Raw genomic sequence first — 19,479 nt, forward strand, 5'->3', positions numbered from 1 at the left:
GGACGCGACCGGCGGCGACCGCGGGCGGGCCGGCCGGACGCGCCCGGTGCGCGCCGCACAACGGGGAGCACGTCGCACCACGGATTCCCGTGGCGCGACGTGCTCTCCCTTGTTCGCGACCCCGCCCGAAGGCCCCCGCGCGTAGGGTCGCCCGCATGGAGGTCACCAAGCTCGAACACGCCTGCCAGGTCGTCACCGACGGCGAGGCCCGGCTCGTCCTCGACCCCGGCGGACTCACGCGCCCGGTCGACGCCACCGGCGTGGTCGCCGTCGTCGTCACTCACGAGCACCCCGACCACGTCACGCCCGAGCAGCTCCACCGCATCCTCCGCGCGAACCCGGGCGCCGTCGTCCTCGGCCCGGCCGGGGTCGCCGCGGCGCTCGCCGACGCGGGCCTCCCGGTCGAGGTCGTCACGGACGGCGACCACCGCACGGTCGGCCCGTTCACGCTCGACTTCCACGGCGCGCGGCACAACGTCATCCACGCCTCGGTGCCGGTCGTCGACAACACCGGCGTCCTCGTCGGCGGTCGGCTCTTCCACCCCGGCGACGCGTACACGGTGCCGGGGGTCCCGGTCGAGGTGCTCGCCGCGCCCGTCGGTGCACCGTGGCTCAAGGTCGCCGAGATGATGGACTGGATCGCCGCCGTCGCACCGCGCCGGGCCTACCCGGTGCACGAGGCGACCCTCTCCGAGGTCGGCTTCGGCATGCACGTCGACCGCCAGCGCGAGGCCCTCGGCGACGGCGGGGACCTGGTGGTGCTCCGGCCCGGCGAGTCGCTCACGATCTGACGTCGGGACGGCCTGGAGGCACGCCCCGCGTCCGCCCCGCGGCGCACCTCGAGCGCGGCACACCCGGGCGACACGCCCCGTTTTGGCAGTCTGCTGCTGCTGTGCCATACTTATCGGGTTGTCGGAACGGCCCCATCGTACAGCGGCCTAGTACGTCGCCCTCTCACGGCGGTAACGCGGGTTCGAATCCCGCTGGGGTCACCACGGTGGCTTTCCTCCGAGTCCGACAACACGTGTGCTCCGTCTCGACGGAACCACGGCCCCATCGTACAGCGGCCTAGTACGTCGCCCTCTCACGGCGGTAACGCGGGTTCGAATCCCGCTGGGGTCACCACACCGACACCCCCGACGAGCTCCCGCTCGCCGGGGGTGTCGTCGTTCCGGGCCCGGGCCCGGGCCCGGGCCCGCACGCACGCACACCCGTACCCGCGCGCGGCCGCCGCCCCGCGGATGGAGCAGTCGACGTCGGATGGCCGGGCCCGACCCGACAGTTCCTGCTCCATCCAGGGGCGGGCGTCGCTCTCCGCTCAGCGCCCGCACCCGGCCGTGGCTCGGCGGATGGAGCAGTCGATGTCGGATGGCCGGGCGCGACCCGACAGTTCCTGCTCCATCGACGGGCCCGCCGCGGGAGGGCGCCCGGGCGCGCTGCGCTCAGCCGCCCGTCCGCGCGCGCCGGGCCAGCCGCGCGTTCGCCGTGGTCGCCGCCGCGGTCATCCGGTCGAGGAAGGCCAGCGCCGCCCGGGTCTCCTCCGGCGGTGCCGCACGGAGCGACCCGGCGATCTCCCGCCCGGCGAACCCGAGGAACGCCGCGTTCGCCTGCTGGGCGGCCTCGGTCGTGCGGAGCGTGACCCGGCGTCGGTCGGTGCTCTCACGGTGCCGTGTGACGTGCCCGGCCGCGTCGAGGCGGTCGACGAGCCCGGATGACGTGGACCCGCGCGACCTCGGCGTGACCATGGCGTTCGGCACGATCCCACGCACCGCCTCCGACGACGACCGCTGGCGCTGGTACACGGCCGTCGGCGGGCGTCAGGTGCACCTCCGCCCGGACCCGTACGGCACGACCCGGGCCGTCCTCGCCTACGCCGGACGCGACGACCTGGTCGGCAAGGACCGTCCGGACGTCGTCGCGGCGCTCACCCGCCGGTACGAGGGCGTCGGCTGGGAGACCGCGCGCGTGCTCGACGCCTTCGCCGACACCGAGGACCTGTACGTCGACCAGCTCACGCAGATCCGGATGCCGTCCTGGCGCCGCGGACGTGTCGCGGTGATCGGGGATCCGCGTGGTGCGTCACACCGATGGGCGGCGGGGGAGCCTCGCTCGCGCTGACGAGCGGGTACGTGCTCGCGGCCTCGCCCGCCGACGCCGTGGAGGGCGCCGCTCCGGACGGACCGGGACACCTCGACCGCGCAGCGCTCGACCGGGCCCTCGCGGCGTTCGACGACTGGATGCGCCCGCTCGTCGACGCGGTCCAGGGCATCCCGGACGGCTCGGTCCGGTTCGCCTACCCGCGCAGCCGGGTCGGCCTGGCCGCCCGGTGGGTCGCGGACGCGGTCCTGCTGTCGACGCCGCTCCGCAGGCTCGCGGCGCGCATGACGCAGGTGGCGGACACCGACGGACCGCTGCCGCCGCTCACGATGACGGTCTGACGCGCGGCGCGCGGCGCGCGGACGCCGGACGGGAGGCGCGGGGCGGGCCCGCCCCGCGCCTCCCGTCCGGCCGTGGTCACGTCGACGACGGGACGGGCGCCTCCCCGAGGAACCGCGCGACCTCGCGGGCGGCCGCGCGTCCCGCGCGGTTCGCGCCGATCGTCGACTGCGACGGCCCGTACCCGATCAGGTGCACGCGGGGGTCGGCGGCGACCCGGGTGCCGACCATCGGGATGCCGCCGAGCGGCCCGCGCAGGCCGAGCGGCGCGAGGTGGTCGAGGTCGGCGCGGTACCCGGTCGCCCACAGGACGACGTCGACAGAGGTGGACGAGCCGTCCTCCTCGACGACCCCGTGCGGGCGCATCGCGGTGAACATCGGTCGGCGCTCGAGGACGCCGCGGTCACGGGCGGCTCGGGCGTACTCGGTCCAGAGCAGCCCGGTGTACGACACGATGCTGCCCGGGGGCCGCCCGGCAGCGACGTCCGCGGCGACCCGGCGCTCGACGTCGACGCCGTCGGTCTCGTGCACGAACGCCCCGGACAGGAACACCGGCTCGCGGCGGGTGTACCAGACCGTGTCGGTGACGCGGCTGATCTCCTCGAGGAGCTGCACCGCCGAGATGCCGCCACCGACGACCGCGACGCGACGGCCGCGGAAGCGCTCGGCGTCGACGTAGTCGCGGCTGTGCAGCTGCTCGCCGAGGAAGTCCTCGGCACCGGGGACCCGCGGCACGATCGGGGTGTTCCAGGTGCCGGTGGCGTTGACGACCGCGCGCACCCTCCAGTCGCCGTGGTCGGTCTCGACCAGGAGTGGGGGCATCGGGGGCGTGGCGCCCGGGTCGGCGCGGACGACCGCGGCGTCGGGGCTGGTCGGCTCCCCGGGATCGGTCGGCGTGCCGGTGTGGGTCCGCTCCTCGTCCCCCTCGAGCGAGCGCACGGCCGTCACCCGGACGGGGCGGAGCACGGGCAGGTGCTCGTGCTGTTCGTACGCGGCGAAGTAGCGCGGCACGGCGGTGCGGCTCGGCTCCTCGGGGTCGATCGGGGGCAGCGGCATGCCCGGCAGGTCGAAGATCCCGTTCACGGTGCGCATCCGCAGGGACGCCCAGCGGTGCTGCCAGGCTCCGCCGGGCTGCCGGTCGGCGTCGAGCACGACCACGGTGCGGCCGGAGCCGGTCGGGTCGCCCTCGTCCTCACCCTCGCCGGTGACCGGCGTGAACCCGCGCTGGAGCAGGTGGTGCGCGGCCGACAAGCCCGCCTGACCGGCCCCGATGACCGCCACGGTCGCGGAGTGCGGGGTGCTGGACACGACCCCGAGCGTAGCCGCGCCGGGGGACATCCCGCGTGGACCGATCGTTCTTCCCCCCGTCCGAGCTACCGCGAGCAGGGCAGTTAGGTTAGCCTCACCTAACGTGAACAGCACCACGTCATCACTGCTCGAGATCCTCGACGCCGGCACCGCCGAGCGCTACCGGGAGGTCGTCGGCGACGCCGTCACCCGCACCGCCGAGCGCTTCGCCACCGTCGGGACCCCCACGACCGACACCCCGGCGGCGACGCTGCGGGACCGTGTCGACGCCGTCGACCTGGACGTCCCGCTCGGGACCGCCGACGCCGCCGTCGCGGAGGTCGACCGACTCTTCAGCGCCGAGGCCGTCTGGTTCCACCAACCGGGGTACCTCGCCCACCTCAACTGCCCGGTGGCCCTGCCCGCGGTCGCCGCCGAGGCCGTGCTCGCCGCCGTGAACCCCTCCGTCGACACCTGGGACCAGTCGCGCATCGGCACCGAGATCGAGCGCCGCGTCGTCCGGTGGGCGACCGAGACGATCGGGTTCCCCGCCGGGGACGGCGTCTTCACCTCCGGCGGGTCGCAGTCGAACCTGCACGCGCTGCTGCTGGCCAGGCAGGCGGCGACCGCGACCGCACCGCAGGGCGGACCGGCGCTCGACGACCTCGTCGTGTTCGCCACCGCCTCGAGCCACTTCAGCGTCCGCAAGTCCGCGATGGTGCTCGGCCTGCCCGAACGGGCCGTCGTCGACGTCGCCACCGACGGCGCGGGACGGATGCAGCCCGACGCCCTGGCACACGCGATCGCCGCCGTCCGACGCGAGGGTCGGGTGCCGACGGCGGTCGTCGCCACCGCCGGCACCACCGACCGCGGTTGCATCGACCCGCTCGGGCCGATCGCCGACGTCTGCGACCTCGAGGACGTCTGGCTGCACGTCGACGCCGCCTACGGGTGCGGCCTGCTCGTGTCCCCGACGCGCCGACACCTGCTCGACGGTATCGAGCGCGCACGGAGCGTGACCGCCGACTTCCACAAGTCGTTCTTCCAACCGGTGTCCTCGAGCGCGTTGCTCGTGCGGGACCCGGCGGACCTCCGTCGCGCGGCCTGGCACGCCGACTACCTCAACCCCGAGGACGCCGACGAGCCGAACCAGGTCGACAAGTCGCTGCAGACCACGCGGCGCTTCGACGCGCTGAAGCTCTGGGCGACGCTCCGGGCGAGCGGCGCCGCGGCGATCGGGCGGGCGTTCGACACCGTGATCGACGTCGCCGAGCAGGTGCACGAGCACGTGCGACGGCACCCGGACCTGGTGCTCGTCGCACCGACGCAGCTCAGCACGGTGCTGTTCCGGTGGCAGCCGGAGGGCGTGTCCGACGCCGAGGCGGACGCCCTCGTCGCTCCGCTCCGCGCCGCGCTGCTCGCCGAGGGGCGGGTGCTCGTCGCGAAGACCGTCGTCGACGGCCGACCGTGCGACAAGCTCACGCTGCTCAACCCCGCCACGAGCGTCGAGCAGGTCGTCGCGGCACTCGACCGCGTCGTGGCGACCGCCGAGCGACTGCACGCCGCGCGACTGCACGCCGGGCGGACGCACGCCGACCGCGGCGAGCGCGCCGCGCACACCACCGAGACGACGGGAGCGACCCGATGACCTCAAGCACAAGCACAAGCACCAGCACCAGCACCAGCACCACCAGCCGTACGACGACCGGCACACCCGTCCACGACCTCGTCGGCATCGGCATCGGCCCGTTCAACCTCGGGCTCGCGTGCCTGACCGACCCGATCGACGACCTCGACGCGGTGTTCCTCGACCAAGCCGACGGCTTCGCCTGGCACCACGGCATGATGCTCGACGACGCCACGATCCAGGTGCCCTTCCTGGCGGACCTCGTGACGATGGCCGACCCGACCTCGCGCTGGTCCTTCCTCGCCTGGCTCAAGGCCACCGGGAGGCTCTACCCGTTCTACATCCGCGAGGACTTCCACCCCCTGCGCCGCGAGTACGACGCCTACTGCCGGTGGGCCGCCGAGCATCTCGACACCCTCCGCTGGGGCCGTCGGGTCGTGGCGGTCGAGCACGACCCGGCCACCGACCTGTTCACGGTGCACGCCGAGACCCCGGACGGACCCGAGACCTACCGTGCCCGGCACGTCGTCACCGGCATCGGCACCGAGCCCGCCGTCCCCGAGGCCCTCCGCGGTCTGGACGGCCCGGTGGTGCACTCCGCGGGCTACCTCCCCGCGCGCGAGGACCTCCGTCGCGCCGACTCGATCGCCGTCGTCGGCAGCGGGCAGTCCGCCGCCGAGGTGTACCGCGACCTCCTCGAGGGCATCCGCGACGGCGGGTACCGCCTCGACTGGATCACCCGCTCGCCGCGGTTCTTCCCGATGGAGGACACCAAGCTCACGCTCGAGATGACGAGCCCGGAGTACACCGACCACTTCCACGGGCTGCCCGGACCCGTCCGGGACCGTCTCGGTCGCGAGCAGCGCGGCCTGTACAAGGGCATCAGCGCCGACCTCGTCGACACGATCTACGACACGCTCTACCGCACCAGCGCGACCGGTCCCGTCCCCACGACGCTGCGCACCGACACGAGCGTCGTCGCCGCCACCTGGATGCCCGACCGCGACCGGTTCCGCCTGACGCTCCGGCACGCGCAGCTCGGCACCGAGGCCGAGCACGAGGTCGCCCGCCTCGTCCTCGCGACCGGGTACCGGCCGCGCACGCCCGACTTCCTCGCCCCCGTCGAGCACCTCGTCGCCCGGGACGAGCGCGGTCGGCTCGCGGTGGCCCGCGACCTGCACGTCGACACCCTCGGCGGCCGCATCTGGGTGCAGAACGCGGAGGAGCACACGCACGGCCTGACCGCACCCGACCTCGGGATGGGCGCGTGGCGGAACGCGTCGATCATCCGGTCCGTCACGGGGCGCGCCGTGTACGGCCTGGAGGAACGGATCGCCTTCCAGGAGTTCGGCCTGCCCGGTGGGCGGCCGGCTCCCGACCCGACGGGGCCGGCCCCGGACGCACCGCCCGCGACGGCGGCCGGCCCGGCCACGGACGACCCGACGGCGGACGAACCGACGGCGGCGAGCGCCGCCGGTGCCCGCGCCGGGCAGCACACGGGGGTGTCAGCGTGAGCGCCCCGGGGACGACGGCCGCACCGGCGGACGCGGCCACGGGCCTCCCGTCCGTCGTGCCGGTGGACCCGGGACGGGACGCCGCACTCGTGCACGCGTGGCTCGCGGACCCGGCGTCCTCCTGGTGGGGGATGACCGACCGCGACGTCGACGCGGTCCGCGCGTCCCTCCGCGCCGTGCAGGAGGACCCGGCGCAGGCCGGGTGGATCGTCCGGTCGGACGACGCACCGATCGCCTACGCGGAGACCTACGACCCGTCGGCCGTGCTGCTGACCGACGTGTGGGACGCCGAGCCGGGGGACGTCGGCATGCACCTGCTCGTCGCCCCACCACCCGTCGACGGGCGCGTGCACGGGCTCACGAGCCGGGTGATGCGGGCGGTCGTCGAGCACTGCCGTGACGCCCTCGGCGCCCGCCGGGTCGTCGTGGAACCGGACGTGCGGAACACGGCGGTGCAGCGCAAGAACGCCGAGGTCGGGTTCCGTGCGCTCCGCGTGGTCGACGTCGACGGGAAACGCGCGCTGCTCTCGGTGCTCGACACCGACCGGATCGGCACCCCGGACGACGACGGGCCCGCCGCGCACCTCCGGCCGGAGCACCTCGAGCCCGCCGAGCGGCACCTCGTCGCGAAGGCGATCGCGGAGTTCACGCACGAGCGGCTGGTCACCCCGCGGGCCGACGGCGACGCGTGGGTGCTCGACGCGGGGGACTCGACGTACCGGTTCCGGGCGCGGGTGCACGCCCTCGAGCACTGGGTGCTCGACGAGGCGTCCCTCACCCGGACCCGAGCGGGGGCGGGTGCCGCGGCCGAGCCGCTGCCGCTCGACGCGCAGGCCTTCGTGCTCGCGCTGCACGAGGTGCTCGGCATCCCCGACGAGCTGCTCGGCACGTACCTCGAGGAGGTCGCGTCGACGCTCGCGAGCGCCGCAGCCAAGCACCGGCGGGGCGGCCCCTCCGCCGCGCAGCTCGCGCGGGGCCGGTCCGACGGCGACGTCGTCGCCGCGTTCCAGGACGCCGAGGCCGCGATGACCGAGGGACACCCGGCCTTCGTCGCCGCGAACGGGCGGATCGGCTTCGGCCTCGACGAGTACCGGGCGTACGCGCCCGAGTCCGGCGGCCGGTTCCGCTACCGGTGGCTCGCCGCCCGCCGGGAGCACACGCACCTGGCGCTCGCCGCGGACCGGACGGAACCGGAGCACTGGGCCGCCGAGCTCGACCCCGCCACCGTGGCCGGGTTCCGCGCGACCCTGGAGCGCCGCGGTCTCGACCCCGACGCGTACACCTGGATCCCGGTGCACCCGTGGCAGTGGCAGCACCGGATCGCCGTGACGTTCGCGCCGGACCTCGGGCGGCAGGACCTCGTCGACCTCGGCGAGGGCCCGGACGAGCACCAGCCGCAGCAGTCGATCCGCACCGCGTTCAACCGCACCCACCCGGACCGCTCGTACGTGAAGACGGCGCTCGCCGTGCAGAACATGGGTTTCCTGCGCGGGATGTCGCCCGCGTACATGCGGAGCACCCCGGCGGTGAACGACTGGGTGGCAGGCCTGGTCGCGACGGACCCGGTGCTCGTCGCCGCCGGGTTCGGGGTGCTCCGCGAGCACGCCGCCGTCGGGTACACCGGCGACGCGTACCACCGGGTGGACGTCGCGTCCCCGCAGCGGAAGATGCTCGCCGCGCTCTGGCGCGAGAGCCCCGTGCCGCGCCTGACGCCGGGGGAGCGGCCGATCACCATGGCCGCCCTCCTGCACCGCGACGCGCGGGGACGGTCGGTCGCCGCCGCACTCGTCGCGCGGTCCGGGCTCGACGCCGCGACCTGGGTGCGGCGGTACCTCGACGCCTACCTCCGCCCCGTCGTGCACTGCCTCACCGAGCACGAGCTGCTGTTCATGCCGCACGGCGAGAACCTCGTGCTCGTGCTGCGCGGCGGCGTGGTCTCCCGCGCGTTCGTGAAGGACATCGGCGAGGAGGTCGTGGTCGTCGGCGACGTCCCCGTCTCGGCCGGCACCGAGCGGATCGTGCACCCGGTCGACGACGCCGAGGCCGCACTCGGCGTCCACACCGACGTGTTCGACGGCGTGCTCCGGTACCTCGCGGCGATCCTCGACGAGGACGGGGTGCTGCCGGCGGCGACGTTCTGGCGGCTCGTCGGGGCGTGCGTGGACGACGCGGCGGCCGGACGCACGCGTGCGATCGACCTGCGCGCGCCGGACTTCGAGCACTCCTGCCTGAACCGGCTCCAGCTCCGGAACACCCTGCAGATGGTCGACCTGTCCGCGCAGACCGAGTCGCTCGTGCGCGTCGGGCGGATGCCGAACCCGGTCGCACGCTGAGGGTCCGTACACCGAGCGGGCCCGCCGGGCGGTGGCAGCCGACCCGGCAGACCCGCTGTGTCAGGCTGGCGGGGTGACCACCGACACCCTCCGCCCACCGCACCGCAGCTGGCGGTTCCTCGGCCTCGTCGCACTCGGCGGCGCGATCGGCACCGGCGTCCGGGCGGCGCTCGCCGCGGGGTTCCCCGCGGTCGACGGGATCAGCTGGACGGTCTTCGCGATCAACGTCGTCGGGGCGTTCTGCCTCGGCGTGCTGCTCGGGACGCTCGCGCTCCGCGGGCCCGACGAGGGACGGCGCCGGACCGTGCGCCTGTTCGTCGGCACCGGCGTCCTCGGGGGCTTCACGACCTACTCCACGCTCGCGGACGACACCGCGCGACTGCTCGACGTCGGCCGGTGGGGTGCGGGCAGCGGGTACGCGCTCCTCTCGGTGGTCGCCGGGCTCCTCGCCGCTGCCCTCGGTGCCTGGCTCGCCGGCCGCCGCGGGGCGGCGCGTGCCCGGACGGCGGGGCCGCGATGACCCCGCTCGCCCTCCTGCTGGTCTCCCTCGGCGGTGGGATCGGGGCCGCGCTGCGGTTCTGGCTCGACGGTTTCGTGAAGGGCCGCACCGCCCGGACCGCCGCCGCCTGGTTCCCGCTCGGCACCCTCGTCATCAACGTGACCGGGTCGTTCGTCCTCGGCGTCGTCACCGGGCTCGGCGAGGCCGGGACGCTCGGCCCCTCCGCGGTCGCCGTCCTCGGGACGGGCATGATGGGGGGCTACACGACGTTCTCGACGGCGAGCACCGAGACCGTCCAGCTGTTCCGGTCCGGGAGGACCGGTGCCGCCGTGCTGAACGGCCTCGGGATGCTCGTCGTCTCGGTCGGCGCCGCCGCGCTCGGCCTCACCCTCGGAAGGAACACATGACCTCGGAACGCCCCGGCGAACTCGTCCTCGTCCGCCACGGAGAGACGGAGTGGTCGAAGAGCGGTCAGCACACCGGCCGCACCGACATCCCGCTCACCGACCACGGCGTCGAGCAGGCGGAACGCGCGGGCCGGTACCTCGCCGACCGGGAGTTCGCGCTCGCCCTGTCCAGCCCGCTGCAGCGCGCCCGCGAGACCGCACGGCTCGTCGGCGTCGACCCCGAGCTCGACGAGGACCTGTACGAGTGGGACTACGGCGCGTACGAGGGCCTCACCACCCCGCAGATCAAGGTGCAGCGGCACGGGCCGTGGGACCTCTGGACCGACGGCGTGCCCGCCGGTGACACCCCGGGGGAGAACGCCGCCGAGGTCCGCGTCCGCGTCGAGCGGGTCCTGAACCGCGTCCGTCCGGTACTCGCCGAGGGCGACGACGCGATCGTGGTCGCCCACGGGCACGTGCTCCGCGCACTCGGTGCCGCCTGGATCCGGCTCGCCCCGCAGGACGGCGCCGTGCTCAAGCTCGGCACCGCGACGATCAGCTCGCTCGGCTACGAGCACGGCCGCCCGGTGATCGACTCCTGGAACATCGCCCCGCGCGACTGACACCCGCTGGTGCGACGTGCGCCCGCACAACGCGGGTCACGTCGCGCCACGTGATCCCGCGGCGCGACGTGCTCGCGGTGGTGCGGCGCGCCGCACCACCGCCGCACCGCCGCACCGCCGCACCGCCGCCGCCGCGCCGCACGACCGCCGCACCGCCGCACCGCCGCCGCCGCACCGCCGCACCGCCGCCGCACCCCGTCAGACCGCGTCCCGACGCGGCGCGCCGCGTCAGACCGTGCGGATCGCGCTCGTCGCACCGAGCGCCCGGCCCCGCCGCCGCTCCACCGCACGCCCGACGACGAGCAGCGCCACGCTCACGACCGCACCGAGCGTCGTCTGCGCGATCCGGTCGAGCGCGAGCAGCTCCGGCGCCTCCGGCAGGCTCAACCACGACACCGCGAGCGCGAGCGGCGTGAGGAACAGCAGCGTCACGGCGTAGTGCCGCGCGACGAAGATCTCCGCGAAGAACTGCCCGACGACCGCGATCACGACGATCCACCAGGCCGAGGGCTCGAGCAGCAGGATGCCGACGGCCACCACGGTGCCGCCGACCGTGCCGACGACACGCTGGGCCGCGCGCGCGACGGTGTGCCGCTGCCGGATCGCCGGGAGGGTCGACACCACCGCGATCACCGCCCAGTAGGGGTGCCCGAGGCCGGTGACCGCCTCGGCGAGCGCTCCGGCGACGAGCGCCCCGACGACGTTGAGCGCCACGGTCTCCCACAGCGCCGCCGTCCGCAGCACGGCGGTGGTCCGGTGCTTGCGCGGCGCGATCGGCCGGAACACGTGCGGCGCGTGCGGGTGCAGCACGAGCCGGACCACCGCGCCCGACATCGCGACGAGCCACGCCCAGGCGACCGAGCAGACGATGATCGTCGCGACGAGCGGCAGGTCGGCGGGCCGGACCGGCACGAGCGCCGAGACGCAGAACGCGAACACCGGGAAGATCGGCTGCGCGGGGATCGTCTGCAGCGTGCTCAGGGTGCCGATCGCGACCACGAGGACGACCACGAGCCCGACCGCCTGCAGCCAGAGCGCACCGCCCGACAGCGACACCGCCAAGCCCGCCGCCATGCACGCCGCCTGCAGGGCACCTGCGACACCCGTCGTCACCATGCGCTGCCGGTAGGGCTCGGTCGCCCCGAAGATCGCGGTGAACCCGGCGAACATCGCGAAGGCCGCGTACCCGGGCATCCCGAGCGCGATGAGCAGTGCGAGGGGCACGCCGCCGGCGATCGCGGCACGGGCTGCGCCCTCGAGGTTGGTGGTCCGGGTCGAGTGCGCAGGCGTCGTCATGTCGCGTCCATCATCCCACCGCGACAGGTGTCGCCCGACGGGCTCTCGGACCACCGGGAGCACGTCGCGCCACGCAACGACGTGGTGCGACGTGCTTCCCGTTGCGCGGGAGCAACCGCGCGACGCGGCGGACGGCCCAGTGGGCCGGGCCCGGAGGCGCGCGGTGCGGCCGACCCGCGCCTCCCGTCCGCCACCCACCGGGCCGGGAGGCGCGCGGCGCGGCCGACCCGCGCCTCCCGTCCGCCACCCACCGGCCCGGCGCGCGTGGCGGCCCGACACCGCGCCTCCCGCCCGACGCGCGTTGGTATACCAAGCTGCTACACTCGCCCCACCGAGCGGCGGACGCCGCGACGGACGTCGACGAGGAAGGGCCGGGCCGATGGGAAAGACGCTCGCCGAGAAGGTGTGGGACGACCACGTCGTGGTCAAGGGCGAGGACGGGAACCCGGACCTCCTCTACATCGACCTCCACCTCGTGCACGAGGTCACGAGTCCGCAGGCCTTCGACGGGCTGCGCCAGGCCGGCCGCCCGGTCCGACGCCTCGACCTGACCATCGCGACCGAGGACCACAACACGCCGACCCTCGCGATCGACCGCCCGATCGCCGACCCGACGAGCCGCACCCAGATCGAGACCCTGCGCCGCAACTGCGCGGAGTTCGGGGTCCGCCTGCACTCGCTGGGCGACGAGGAGCAGGGCATCGTCCACGTGGTCGGCCCGCAGCTCGGCCTGACCATGCCCGGCATCACGGTCGTCTGCGGCGACTCGCACACGAGCACCCACGGTGCGTTCGGCGCGATGGCGTTCGGCATCGGCACCTCCGAGGTCGAGCACGTCCTCGCCACGCAGACCCTGCCGCTCAAGCCCTTCAAGACGATGGCGATCACGGTCGAGGGCACCCTGCGTCCCGGGGTCACGGCGAAGGACATCATCCTGGCGGTCATCGCGAAGATCGGCACCGGCGGCGGGCAGGGCTACGTGCTCGAGTACCGCGGGTCGGCGATCCGGGCGCTCTCGATGGAAGGCCGCATGACCATCTGCAACATGTCGATCGAGGCCGGTGCCCGCGCCGGCATGGTCGCCCCCGACCAGACCACCTACGACTACGTCCAGGGCCGCGACCACGCCCCGACCGGCCAGGACTGGGACGACGCCGTCGCCTACTGGGACACCCTGGCGACCGACGACGACGCGGTCTTCGACGCCGAGGTGTTCATCGACGCCGACGAACTCGAGCCGTTCGTCACCTGGGGCACGAACCCCGGCCAGGGCGTCTCGCTGTCCGAGTCGGTGCCCTCGCCCGACGACTACAGCGACCCGAACGACCAGGCCGCCGCCCGGCGCGCGCTCGAGTACATGGACCTGGCCGCCGGCACGCCGATGAAGGACATCGCCGTCGACGCCGTGTTCATGGGCTCGTGCACGAACTCCCGCATCGAGGACCTTCGCGCCTTCGCGTCGGTGATCCGCGGCCGGAAGAAGGCCGACGGCGTCCGCGTGATGGTCGTGCCGGGGTCCGCCCGGGTGCGGCTCGAGGCCGAGGCCGAGGGGCTGGACCGCGTGTTCACGGACTTCGGCGCCGAGTGGCGGTTCGCCGGCTGCTCGATGTGCCTCGGCATGAACCCCGACCAGCTCGCGCCGGGGGAGCGGTGCGCGAGCACCTCGAACCGGAACTTCGAGGGCCGCCAGGGCAAGGGCGGCCGCACCCACCTCGTGTCGCCGCTCGTCGCCGCCGCGACCGCGGTGCGCGGGACCCTCTCCAGCCCGTGGGACCTGGAGACCGACGACGCCCTGGCGTCCGTGACCGATGCCGAGACCGCCGCACGCGCCGAAGGAGTCAACTGATGGACAAGATCTCCACCGTCACCGGGATCGCCGCACCCCTGCAGCGCTCGAACGTCGACACCGACCAGATCATCCCGGCGGTCTACCTCAAGCGCGTCACGAAGACCGGCTTCGAGGACGCCCTGTTCTCCGGGTGGCGCCAGGACCCCGAATTCGTGCTCAACCAGCCGGCCTTCCAGGGCGCGAAGGTGCTCGTCGCCGGGCCCGACTTCGGCACCGGGTCGAGCCGCGAGCACGCCGTCTGGGCGCTCCGTGACTTCGGCTTCCAGGTCGTGGTCTCACCCCGTTTCGCGGACATCTTCAAGGGCAACGCCGGCAAGCAGGGACTCGTCACGGCGATCGTGACCGAGCCCGACGTGGAGCGGATCTGGGCCGAGATCGCCGCCACGCCGGGGATCGAGGCGACGGTCGACCTGGTCACCCAGCGCGTGTCGATCGGCGCGGTGGACGTGCCCTTCGAGATCGACGCCTACACTCGTTGGCGGTTGATGGAAGGGCTCGACGACATCGGGCTCACCCTCCGTGACGAGTCCTCGATCACGGAGTTCGAATCCCGCCGCTCCCGATGGCGGCCGAAGACATTGCCGGTGAAGTAGTGAACTCTCTCGTACAGGACGCAGCAGCCGCAGGAGCCCGCGTCGGGCTCAAGTCGGACGAGATCGTGATCCGGGGCGGCAAGCCGCTCGTGGGTCGGATCGAGGTCCGTGGCGCGAAGAACCTCGCGACCAAGGCGATGGTCGCGTCGCTGCTCGGTGACACCCCGTCGATCCTCAAGGACGTGCCGGACATCTCCGACGTCAAGGTCGTCCGCGGCCTGCTCGAGGTGCACGGCGTGCGCATCACCGACCCTGCACGAGGCGAGCTCATCCTCGACCCGGCCAACGTCGAGTCGGCGCACTTCGCCGAGATCGACGCACACGCCGGCTCGAGCCGCATCCCGATCCTGTTCTGCGGCCCGCTGCTGCACAAGCTCGGCGAGGCGTTCATCCCCGACCTCGGCGGCTGCCGCATCGGCGACCGTCCGATCGACTTCCACCTCGACGCCCTCCGCGCGATGGGCGCGGTCGTCGACAAGCAGGTCAACGGCATCCACCTGACCGCACCGGACGGGCTCAAGGGCGCGAAGATCGAGCTGCCGTACCCGAGCGTCGGCGCGACCGAGCAGGTCCTGCTCTCGTCGGTCCTCGCCGAGGGCGTCACCGAGCTGCGCAACGCCGCGATCGAGCCCGAGATCATGGACCTCATCGCGATCCTGCAGAAGATGGGCGCGATCGTCACGGTCGAGCCGAGTCGCACGATCTTCATCGAGGGCGTCGAGTCGCTCCGCGGCTACACGCACCGCGCGATCAACGACCGCAACGAGGCCGCGAGCTGGGCCTCCGCCGCGCTCGCCACGAACGGCGACATCTTCGTCGAGGGCGCCGACCAGCAGGACCTCATGACGTTCCTCAACGTCTTCCGCAAGGTCGGCGGCGGGTTCGACATCCAGGAGGACGGCATCCGCTTCTACCGCGAGCGCGAGGTCCTGCGCCCGGTCGTCGTCGAGACCGACGTCCACCCCGGCTTCATGACCGACTGGCAGCAGCCGCTCGTCGTGGCGCTCACCCAGGCCGAGGGCACGAGCGTCGTGCACGAGACCGTGTACGAGAACCGCTTCGGCTTCACCGACGCGCTCAACGAGATGGGCGCCGACATCGTCGTCCACAAGGAGGGGCTGCCCGGTCACGACCGTCGCGTCGCCCGCCGCCCGTTCGAGCAGGCCGCGGTCATCACCGGCCCGACCACGCTGCACGCCGCGAACGTCCGCGTGCCCGACCTGCGCGGCGGCTTCAGCCACCTCATCGCGGCGCTCACCGCCGAGGGCGAGTCGCACATCACCAACGTCGGCATCATCAGCCGCGGCTACGAGCACTTCATCCCGAAGCTGCGCAAGCTCGGGGCCGACTTCGACTTCGCGGGCTAGACCCGTGTCGCGTTCGTCGCAGGGTCCCGGTGACGGCCTGGAGGCGCGGGGCGCGTCCGCCTCGCCGGTCACGACCGGTCTGCCCACGCCGGGGCGCCGGTGGCGCAGGGGCGAGCTGAACACCGCGTTCCGCATCACCGCGTCGGTCGTCATCCCGGTCTTCCGCTTCACCGCGCGCTACCACTGGCACGGGTCGAAGCGGCTGCCCGAGGGCGGCGCCTTCGTGCTCGCGCCGAACCACTTCACGAACATCGACCCGCTCGTGGTGGGCACGGCCGTCTGGCTGTCCCGTCGCGCGCCGCGGTTCCTCGCGAAGGCGTCGATCTTCCGGGTCCCGGTCGTCGGCAAGCTCATGGCCGGCATGGGGCAGATCCCCGTCGAGCGCTCGGGCCGCACGCGCCTGAGCGACCCGCTCGGCGGCGGCCGATCGCTCGTCGAGCAGGGCGGCGCGATCATCGTCTACCCCGAGGGCACGCTCACGCGCGACCCCGACCTGTGGCCGATGCGGGGCAAGACCGGCGCGGTGCGGATCGCGCTCGAGAACGACGTGCCGCTCATCCCGATGGCCCACTGGGGCACCCAGAACATCATGGCGCGGTACTCCAAGAAGCTCCGGCTGTTCCCGCCGTCCCGGGTCGACGTGATCGTCGGCGACCCGGTCGACCTCTCCGCCTACCGGGGGCGTCCGCTCGACCAGAAGATGCTGCTCGAGGCGACCGACCTCGTCATGCAGCGGATCACCGAGCTGCTCGAGGAGCTCCGCGGCGAGCCCGCACCCGCGACGCGGTGGGACCCCGCCGCGAACAACCAGAAGGAGACGGGCCGGTTTGAGTGACCTCCGACCCCACGACGACCACGCCGACCCCTCGGTCGCCGCACGCGGCGCGGTGGACACCGCCGCCATCCGGGTGGTGATGCAGTCGACCGACAAGCCGCGCGTCGCCGTGATCGGTGCCGGCAGCTGGGGCACCACGTTCGCGAAGGTGCTCGCCGAGGGCGGTGCCTCCACCGTGCTGTGGGCGCGCCGACCCGAGGTTGCCCGCGAGATCACCGAGACGAAGCGCAACTCCGAGTACCTGCCGGGCATCAACCTGCCGCGCACGCTCACCGCGTCGACGTCCCTCGCCGCGGTGCTCGACGGCGCCGAGCAGGTGTACGTCTCGGTGCCGTCGCAGTCGCTCCGGTCGAACCTCTCCGCGATCGCGCCGCTGCTCGGCGACGGCGTGCCGGTCGTCAGCCTCATGAAGGGCGTCGAGAAGGCGACCGGCCTCCGGATGAGCGAGGTCCTGCACGAGGGCCTCGGCATCGACCGCGACCGCATCGCCGTCGCCAGCGGCCCGAACCTGGCGCTCGAGATCGCCCGTCGGCAGCCCACCGCCGCGGTCGTGTCGTCGACGTCGATCGACACCGCGACCGCCGTCGCCGCGGTCGCCACGAACCCGTACTTCCGCTCCTTCACGAACACCGACGTGATCGGCACCGAGTTCGGCGGGGTCCTCAAGAACCTCATCGCCGTGGCGATCGGCATCGTCGACGGCGTCGGCTACGGCGAGAACACGAAGGCCTCGATCATCACGCGGGGGCTCGCCGAGATGACCGACTTCGCGGTGTCGCTCGGGGCGCAGCCGTCGACGCTGTCCGGGCTCGCCGGGCTGGGCGACCTCATCGCCACGTGCCAGTCGCCGCTGTCGCGGAACAACACCGCCGGGCGGCTGCTCGGCCAGGGGTACCGGTTCGACGAGGTCGTGCGGCAGATGAACCAGACCGCCGAGGGCCTGGCCTCGGTCGCGCCGATCCTCGAGCTCGCGGCCGCGAACGGGGTCGACATGCCCATCGTGGGGCAAGTGGCCGAGGTCCTCGCCGGTAGGCTCGATCCGCGCAACATCGCGCCGCACCTCACCGAGACCGACGAGCCACAGGGCGAGTGACGGGTCCGGTCCCGACCAGCAAGGTGACTGCCATGCCCACGATCGCCCCCGCGCCCACCACCGTCGCCGTGCTCTTCGGCGGTCGGTCCAGTGAGCACGAGATCAGCTGCGTGACCGCCGGCGGGATCATGGACGTCGTCGACCGCTCGGCGTACGACGTCGTGCCGATCGGGATCACCGCGGAGGGTGCCTTCACGCTGCAGACCGACGACCCGGCGCAGTGGGCGCTGCGGGACGGTGTCCTGCCGACCGTGCCGGACAACGGCACCCGGGTGGCCTTCCCGACCTCGCCCGCGACGAACGAGCTGGTCGTGTCGCACCCAGACGGCACCGTCACGACCATCGCGGTCGACGTGGTCTTCCCGATCCTGCACGGGCCGTTCGGCGAGGACGGCACGATCCAGGGGCTCCTCGAGATCGCCGGGCTGCCGTACGTCGGCGACGGCGTGCTCGCGAGCGCCCTGGCGATGGACAAGCACACCGCGAAGGCCGTGCTCGAGCACGCCGGGCTCCGGGTCGCCCCCTGGACCACGGTGCTGCGCCGCGAGTGGGCCGCCGACCCGGTCGACGTCGCCGAGACGGTCGCGGCGCACGGGTGGCCGCTCTTCGTGAAGCCGGCGCGGGCCGGGTCGAGCATGGGCGTGTCCCGTGTCGACGAGCCGTCGCAGCTCGGCGCCGCGATGGACCTGGCGTTCGAGCACGACTCGAAGGTCATCGTCGAGCCGCGGGTGGTCGGCCGCGAGGTCGAGGTCGCCGTGCTCGAGGGCCGTGACGGTGTCCCGCGCACGAGCCTGCCCGGCGAGATCGTCGTGGCGGAGGACGGCTTCTACGACTTCGCGTCGAAGTACCTCGGCGGCGACGAGGCCCTGCTCTGCCCGGCGCCGCTCACCGACGACGAGACCGACGGCATCCGGTCGATCGGCGCCCGCGCGTTCGAGGCCATCGGTGGTGCCGGCCTCGCGCGCGTCGACTGCTTCCTGACCGACGACGGGTTCGTCGTCAACGAGGTCAACACCATGCCGGGCTTCACCCCGCTGTCGATGTACCCGCGGTGCTGGGCGGCGTCCGGGGTGTCCTACGCCGAGCTCGTCACCGAGCTCATCGAGCTGGGGCGCGCGGCGGTCCGCTGACCTGACCGGTGCGGCCCGTCCGGTAGTGGGCCGTCAGCCCTGCACCTGTGACGGGTCGAGGCACTCGTGCCCGTCCTTCGGCAGGGTGGACACGGCGTCGGTGAGGTCCTGCACCACCTGCGAGGTCGTGCGCTTCGTGTCGATGACGACCTGCACCGCGGGGGACCGGCCGAACGTCGTGTAGACGATCTGCGCCCCGCGGTCGTCCCGGATCCAGTCCACCCCGCTCAGGGCGAAGCACGGCAGGTCGGAGACGGTCGGCACGGCGACACCGCAGTGGTAGACCGCGGCCTCGGGGTCGCCCCAGGCCGCGGTGGACTGGGCGGTCGTCTCGCGGAGCGCGTACTTCGTGTCGACCGTGGCCGGCAGCCGGACCTGCACGGCGGCGCACGCGGCGTCGTCGGCGGACGGTGCGGGCGACATGGCGACGGCGTTCGTGCAGCCGGTGAGGCCGGCGGCGAGGGCGAGGAGCACGCCCGTGATCGCGGTCCAGCGGAGGGGGCGGCGCACGGTGTCCATCGCCGTCAAGGGTACCGTCCGTGCGTCGGCTCCGGGCCGGGTGGCCACCGTCCGCGGGTCGGTTCCGGGCGGGGCGGCCGTCGTCCGTGGTT

The 19,479-nt window shown here is 73.7% G+C and carries 19 protein-coding genes and 2 tRNA genes; 17 read left to right on the plus strand and 4 right to left on the minus strand.

Going from position 1 to position 19,479, the window contains the following annotated elements:
* Positions 1-155: 155 nt before the first annotated feature.
* The 3 genes from BEP24_RS09435 (at position 156) to BEP24_RS09445 (ending at position 1,125) form a co-directional block, all read left to right on the plus strand.
* A complete protein-coding gene (locus tag BEP24_RS09435) occupies positions 156-791 on the plus strand; it encodes an MBL fold metallo-hydrolase (protein WP_065962700.1) in 636 nt (211 codons plus the stop codon).
* A 128-nt stretch (positions 792-919) separates the two neighbouring features.
* Positions 920-995 (plus strand) — tRNA-Glu (locus tag BEP24_RS09440).
* A gap of 54 nt (positions 996-1,049) precedes the next feature.
* Positions 1,050-1,125: transfer RNA gene (locus tag BEP24_RS09445), tRNA-Glu, on the plus strand.
* 317 nt (positions 1,126-1,442) lie between these two features.
* Here BEP24_RS09445 and BEP24_RS17830 read toward each other — a convergent pair.
* On the minus strand, positions 1,443-1,745 hold the full coding sequence (locus BEP24_RS17830) for a MarR family winged helix-turn-helix transcriptional regulator (protein WP_065962702.1): 303 nt from the start codon (positions 1,743-1,745) through the stop codon (positions 1,443-1,445).
* Between BEP24_RS17830 and BEP24_RS09455 the strand changes: the two genes are divergently transcribed.
* Together BEP24_RS09455 and BEP24_RS09460 are read left to right on the plus strand one after the other, a co-directional pair.
* A complete protein-coding gene (locus BEP24_RS09455; protein WP_141693414.1) occupies positions 1,744-2,118 on the plus strand; it encodes a hypothetical protein in 375 nt (124 codons plus the stop codon). The genes BEP24_RS17830 and BEP24_RS09455 overlap by 2 nt on opposite strands.
* Positions 2,088-2,438, plus strand: coding sequence for a hypothetical protein (locus BEP24_RS09460; RefSeq protein ID WP_065962705.1), 351 nt, complete (start codon positions 2,088-2,090; stop codon positions 2,436-2,438). Before BEP24_RS09455 ends, BEP24_RS09460 begins: the two co-directional genes overlap by 31 nt.
* A 76-nt stretch (positions 2,439-2,514) precedes the next feature.
* Here BEP24_RS09460 and BEP24_RS09465 read toward each other — a convergent pair whose 3' ends face one another.
* Positions 2,515-3,744, minus strand: a complete 1,230-nt coding sequence (locus BEP24_RS09465) for an NAD(P)-binding domain-containing protein (RefSeq protein WP_253181644.1) — start codon at positions 3,742-3,744, stop codon at positions 2,515-2,517.
* Positions 3,745-3,847: 103 nt separating this feature from the next.
* Here BEP24_RS09465 and BEP24_RS09470 point away from each other — a divergent pair, with 103 nt between their 5' ends.
* The 6 genes from BEP24_RS09470 to BEP24_RS09495 all read left to right on the plus strand — a co-directional run bounded on the left by BEP24_RS09470 (position 3,848) and on the right by BEP24_RS09495 (position 10,705).
* Entirely contained in the window at positions 3,848-5,371 is a 1,524-nt protein-coding gene (locus BEP24_RS09470) for a pyridoxal-dependent decarboxylase (RefSeq protein ID WP_253181645.1), read from the plus strand.
* Positions 5,368-6,864: a SidA/IucD/PvdA family monooxygenase gene (locus BEP24_RS09475; protein ID WP_083230258.1), complete on the plus strand. Its 1,497-nt coding sequence runs from the start codon at positions 5,368-5,370 to the stop codon at positions 6,862-6,864. Before BEP24_RS09470 ends, BEP24_RS09475 begins: the two co-directional genes overlap by 4 nt.
* The gene (locus BEP24_RS09480; RefSeq protein WP_065962709.1) at positions 6,861-9,197 is read left to right on the plus strand and encodes a GNAT family N-acetyltransferase; all 2,337 of its coding nucleotides are present in this window, start codon (positions 6,861-6,863) and stop codon (positions 9,195-9,197) included. The genes BEP24_RS09475 and BEP24_RS09480 overlap by 4 nt, the downstream gene beginning before the upstream one ends.
* Positions 9,198-9,270: 73 nt before the next feature.
* The gene (locus BEP24_RS09485; RefSeq protein WP_065962710.1) at positions 9,271-9,717 is read left to right on the plus strand and encodes a CrcB family protein; all 447 of its coding nucleotides are present in this window, start codon (positions 9,271-9,273) and stop codon (positions 9,715-9,717) included.
* Positions 9,714-10,103, plus strand: a complete 390-nt coding sequence (gene crcB / locus BEP24_RS09490) for a fluoride efflux transporter CrcB (protein ID WP_065962713.1) — start codon at positions 9,714-9,716, stop codon at positions 10,101-10,103. The genes BEP24_RS09485 and crcB overlap by 4 nt, the downstream gene beginning before the upstream one ends.
* Positions 10,100-10,705, plus strand: coding sequence for a histidine phosphatase family protein (locus BEP24_RS09495; protein WP_065962715.1), 606 nt, complete (start codon positions 10,100-10,102; stop codon positions 10,703-10,705). The genes crcB and BEP24_RS09495 overlap by 4 nt, the downstream gene beginning before the upstream one ends.
* A gap of 228 nt (positions 10,706-10,933) precedes the next feature.
* On the opposite strand, the gene BEP24_RS09500 is transcribed toward BEP24_RS09495, so the two are convergent.
* The gene (locus tag BEP24_RS09500) at positions 10,934-12,001 is read right to left on the minus strand and encodes an FUSC family protein (protein ID WP_065962718.1); all 1,068 of its coding nucleotides are present in this window, start codon (positions 11,999-12,001) and stop codon (positions 10,934-10,936) included.
* Positions 12,002-12,380: 379 nt separating this feature from the next.
* Here BEP24_RS09500 and leuC point away from each other — a divergent pair, with 379 nt between their 5' ends.
* From leuC to BEP24_RS09530, 6 genes are all read left to right on the plus strand, one after another.
* Positions 12,381-13,847, plus strand: coding sequence for a 3-isopropylmalate dehydratase large subunit (gene leuC, locus BEP24_RS09505; protein WP_065962720.1), 1,467 nt, complete (start codon positions 12,381-12,383; stop codon positions 13,845-13,847).
* Positions 13,847-14,443, plus strand: a complete 597-nt coding sequence (leuD, locus tag BEP24_RS09510) for a 3-isopropylmalate dehydratase small subunit (protein ID WP_065962722.1) — start codon at positions 13,847-13,849, stop codon at positions 14,441-14,443. The genes leuC and leuD overlap by 1 nt, the downstream gene beginning before the upstream one ends.
* Positions 14,443-15,810, plus strand: coding sequence for a UDP-N-acetylglucosamine 1-carboxyvinyltransferase (gene murA / locus BEP24_RS09515; protein WP_065962723.1), 1,368 nt, complete (start codon positions 14,443-14,445; stop codon positions 15,808-15,810). The genes leuD and murA overlap by 1 nt, the downstream gene beginning before the upstream one ends.
* A gap of 4 nt (positions 15,811-15,814) precedes the next feature.
* Complete coding sequence (locus BEP24_RS09520) at positions 15,815-16,645, plus strand: lysophospholipid acyltransferase family protein (protein WP_083230259.1); 831 nt, start codon at positions 15,815-15,817, stop codon at positions 16,643-16,645.
* Positions 16,646-16,724: 79 nt separating this feature from the next.
* A complete protein-coding gene (locus BEP24_RS09525; protein WP_065962741.1) occupies positions 16,725-17,738 on the plus strand; it encodes an NAD(P)H-dependent glycerol-3-phosphate dehydrogenase in 1,014 nt (337 codons plus the stop codon).
* 32 nt (positions 17,739-17,770) lie between these two features.
* Positions 17,771-18,868 (plus strand): D-alanine--D-alanine ligase family protein, encoded by a 1,098-nt coding sequence (locus BEP24_RS09530; protein ID WP_065962744.1) that lies wholly within the window; start codon positions 17,771-17,773, stop codon positions 18,866-18,868.
* Positions 18,869-18,901: 33 nt separating this feature from the next.
* On the opposite strand, the gene BEP24_RS09535 is transcribed toward BEP24_RS09530, so the two are convergent.
* Positions 18,902-19,387: a DUF3515 family protein gene (locus tag BEP24_RS09535; protein ID WP_065962725.1), complete on the minus strand. Its 486-nt coding sequence runs from the start codon at positions 19,385-19,387 to the stop codon at positions 18,902-18,904.
* Between the last annotated feature and the right edge of the window lie 92 nt (positions 19,388-19,479).

It is taken from the genome of Curtobacterium sp. UCD-KPL2560, from assembly GCF_001705035.1.
Taxonomy (GTDB): Bacteria; Actinomycetota; Actinomycetes; order Actinomycetales; family Microbacteriaceae; genus Curtobacterium.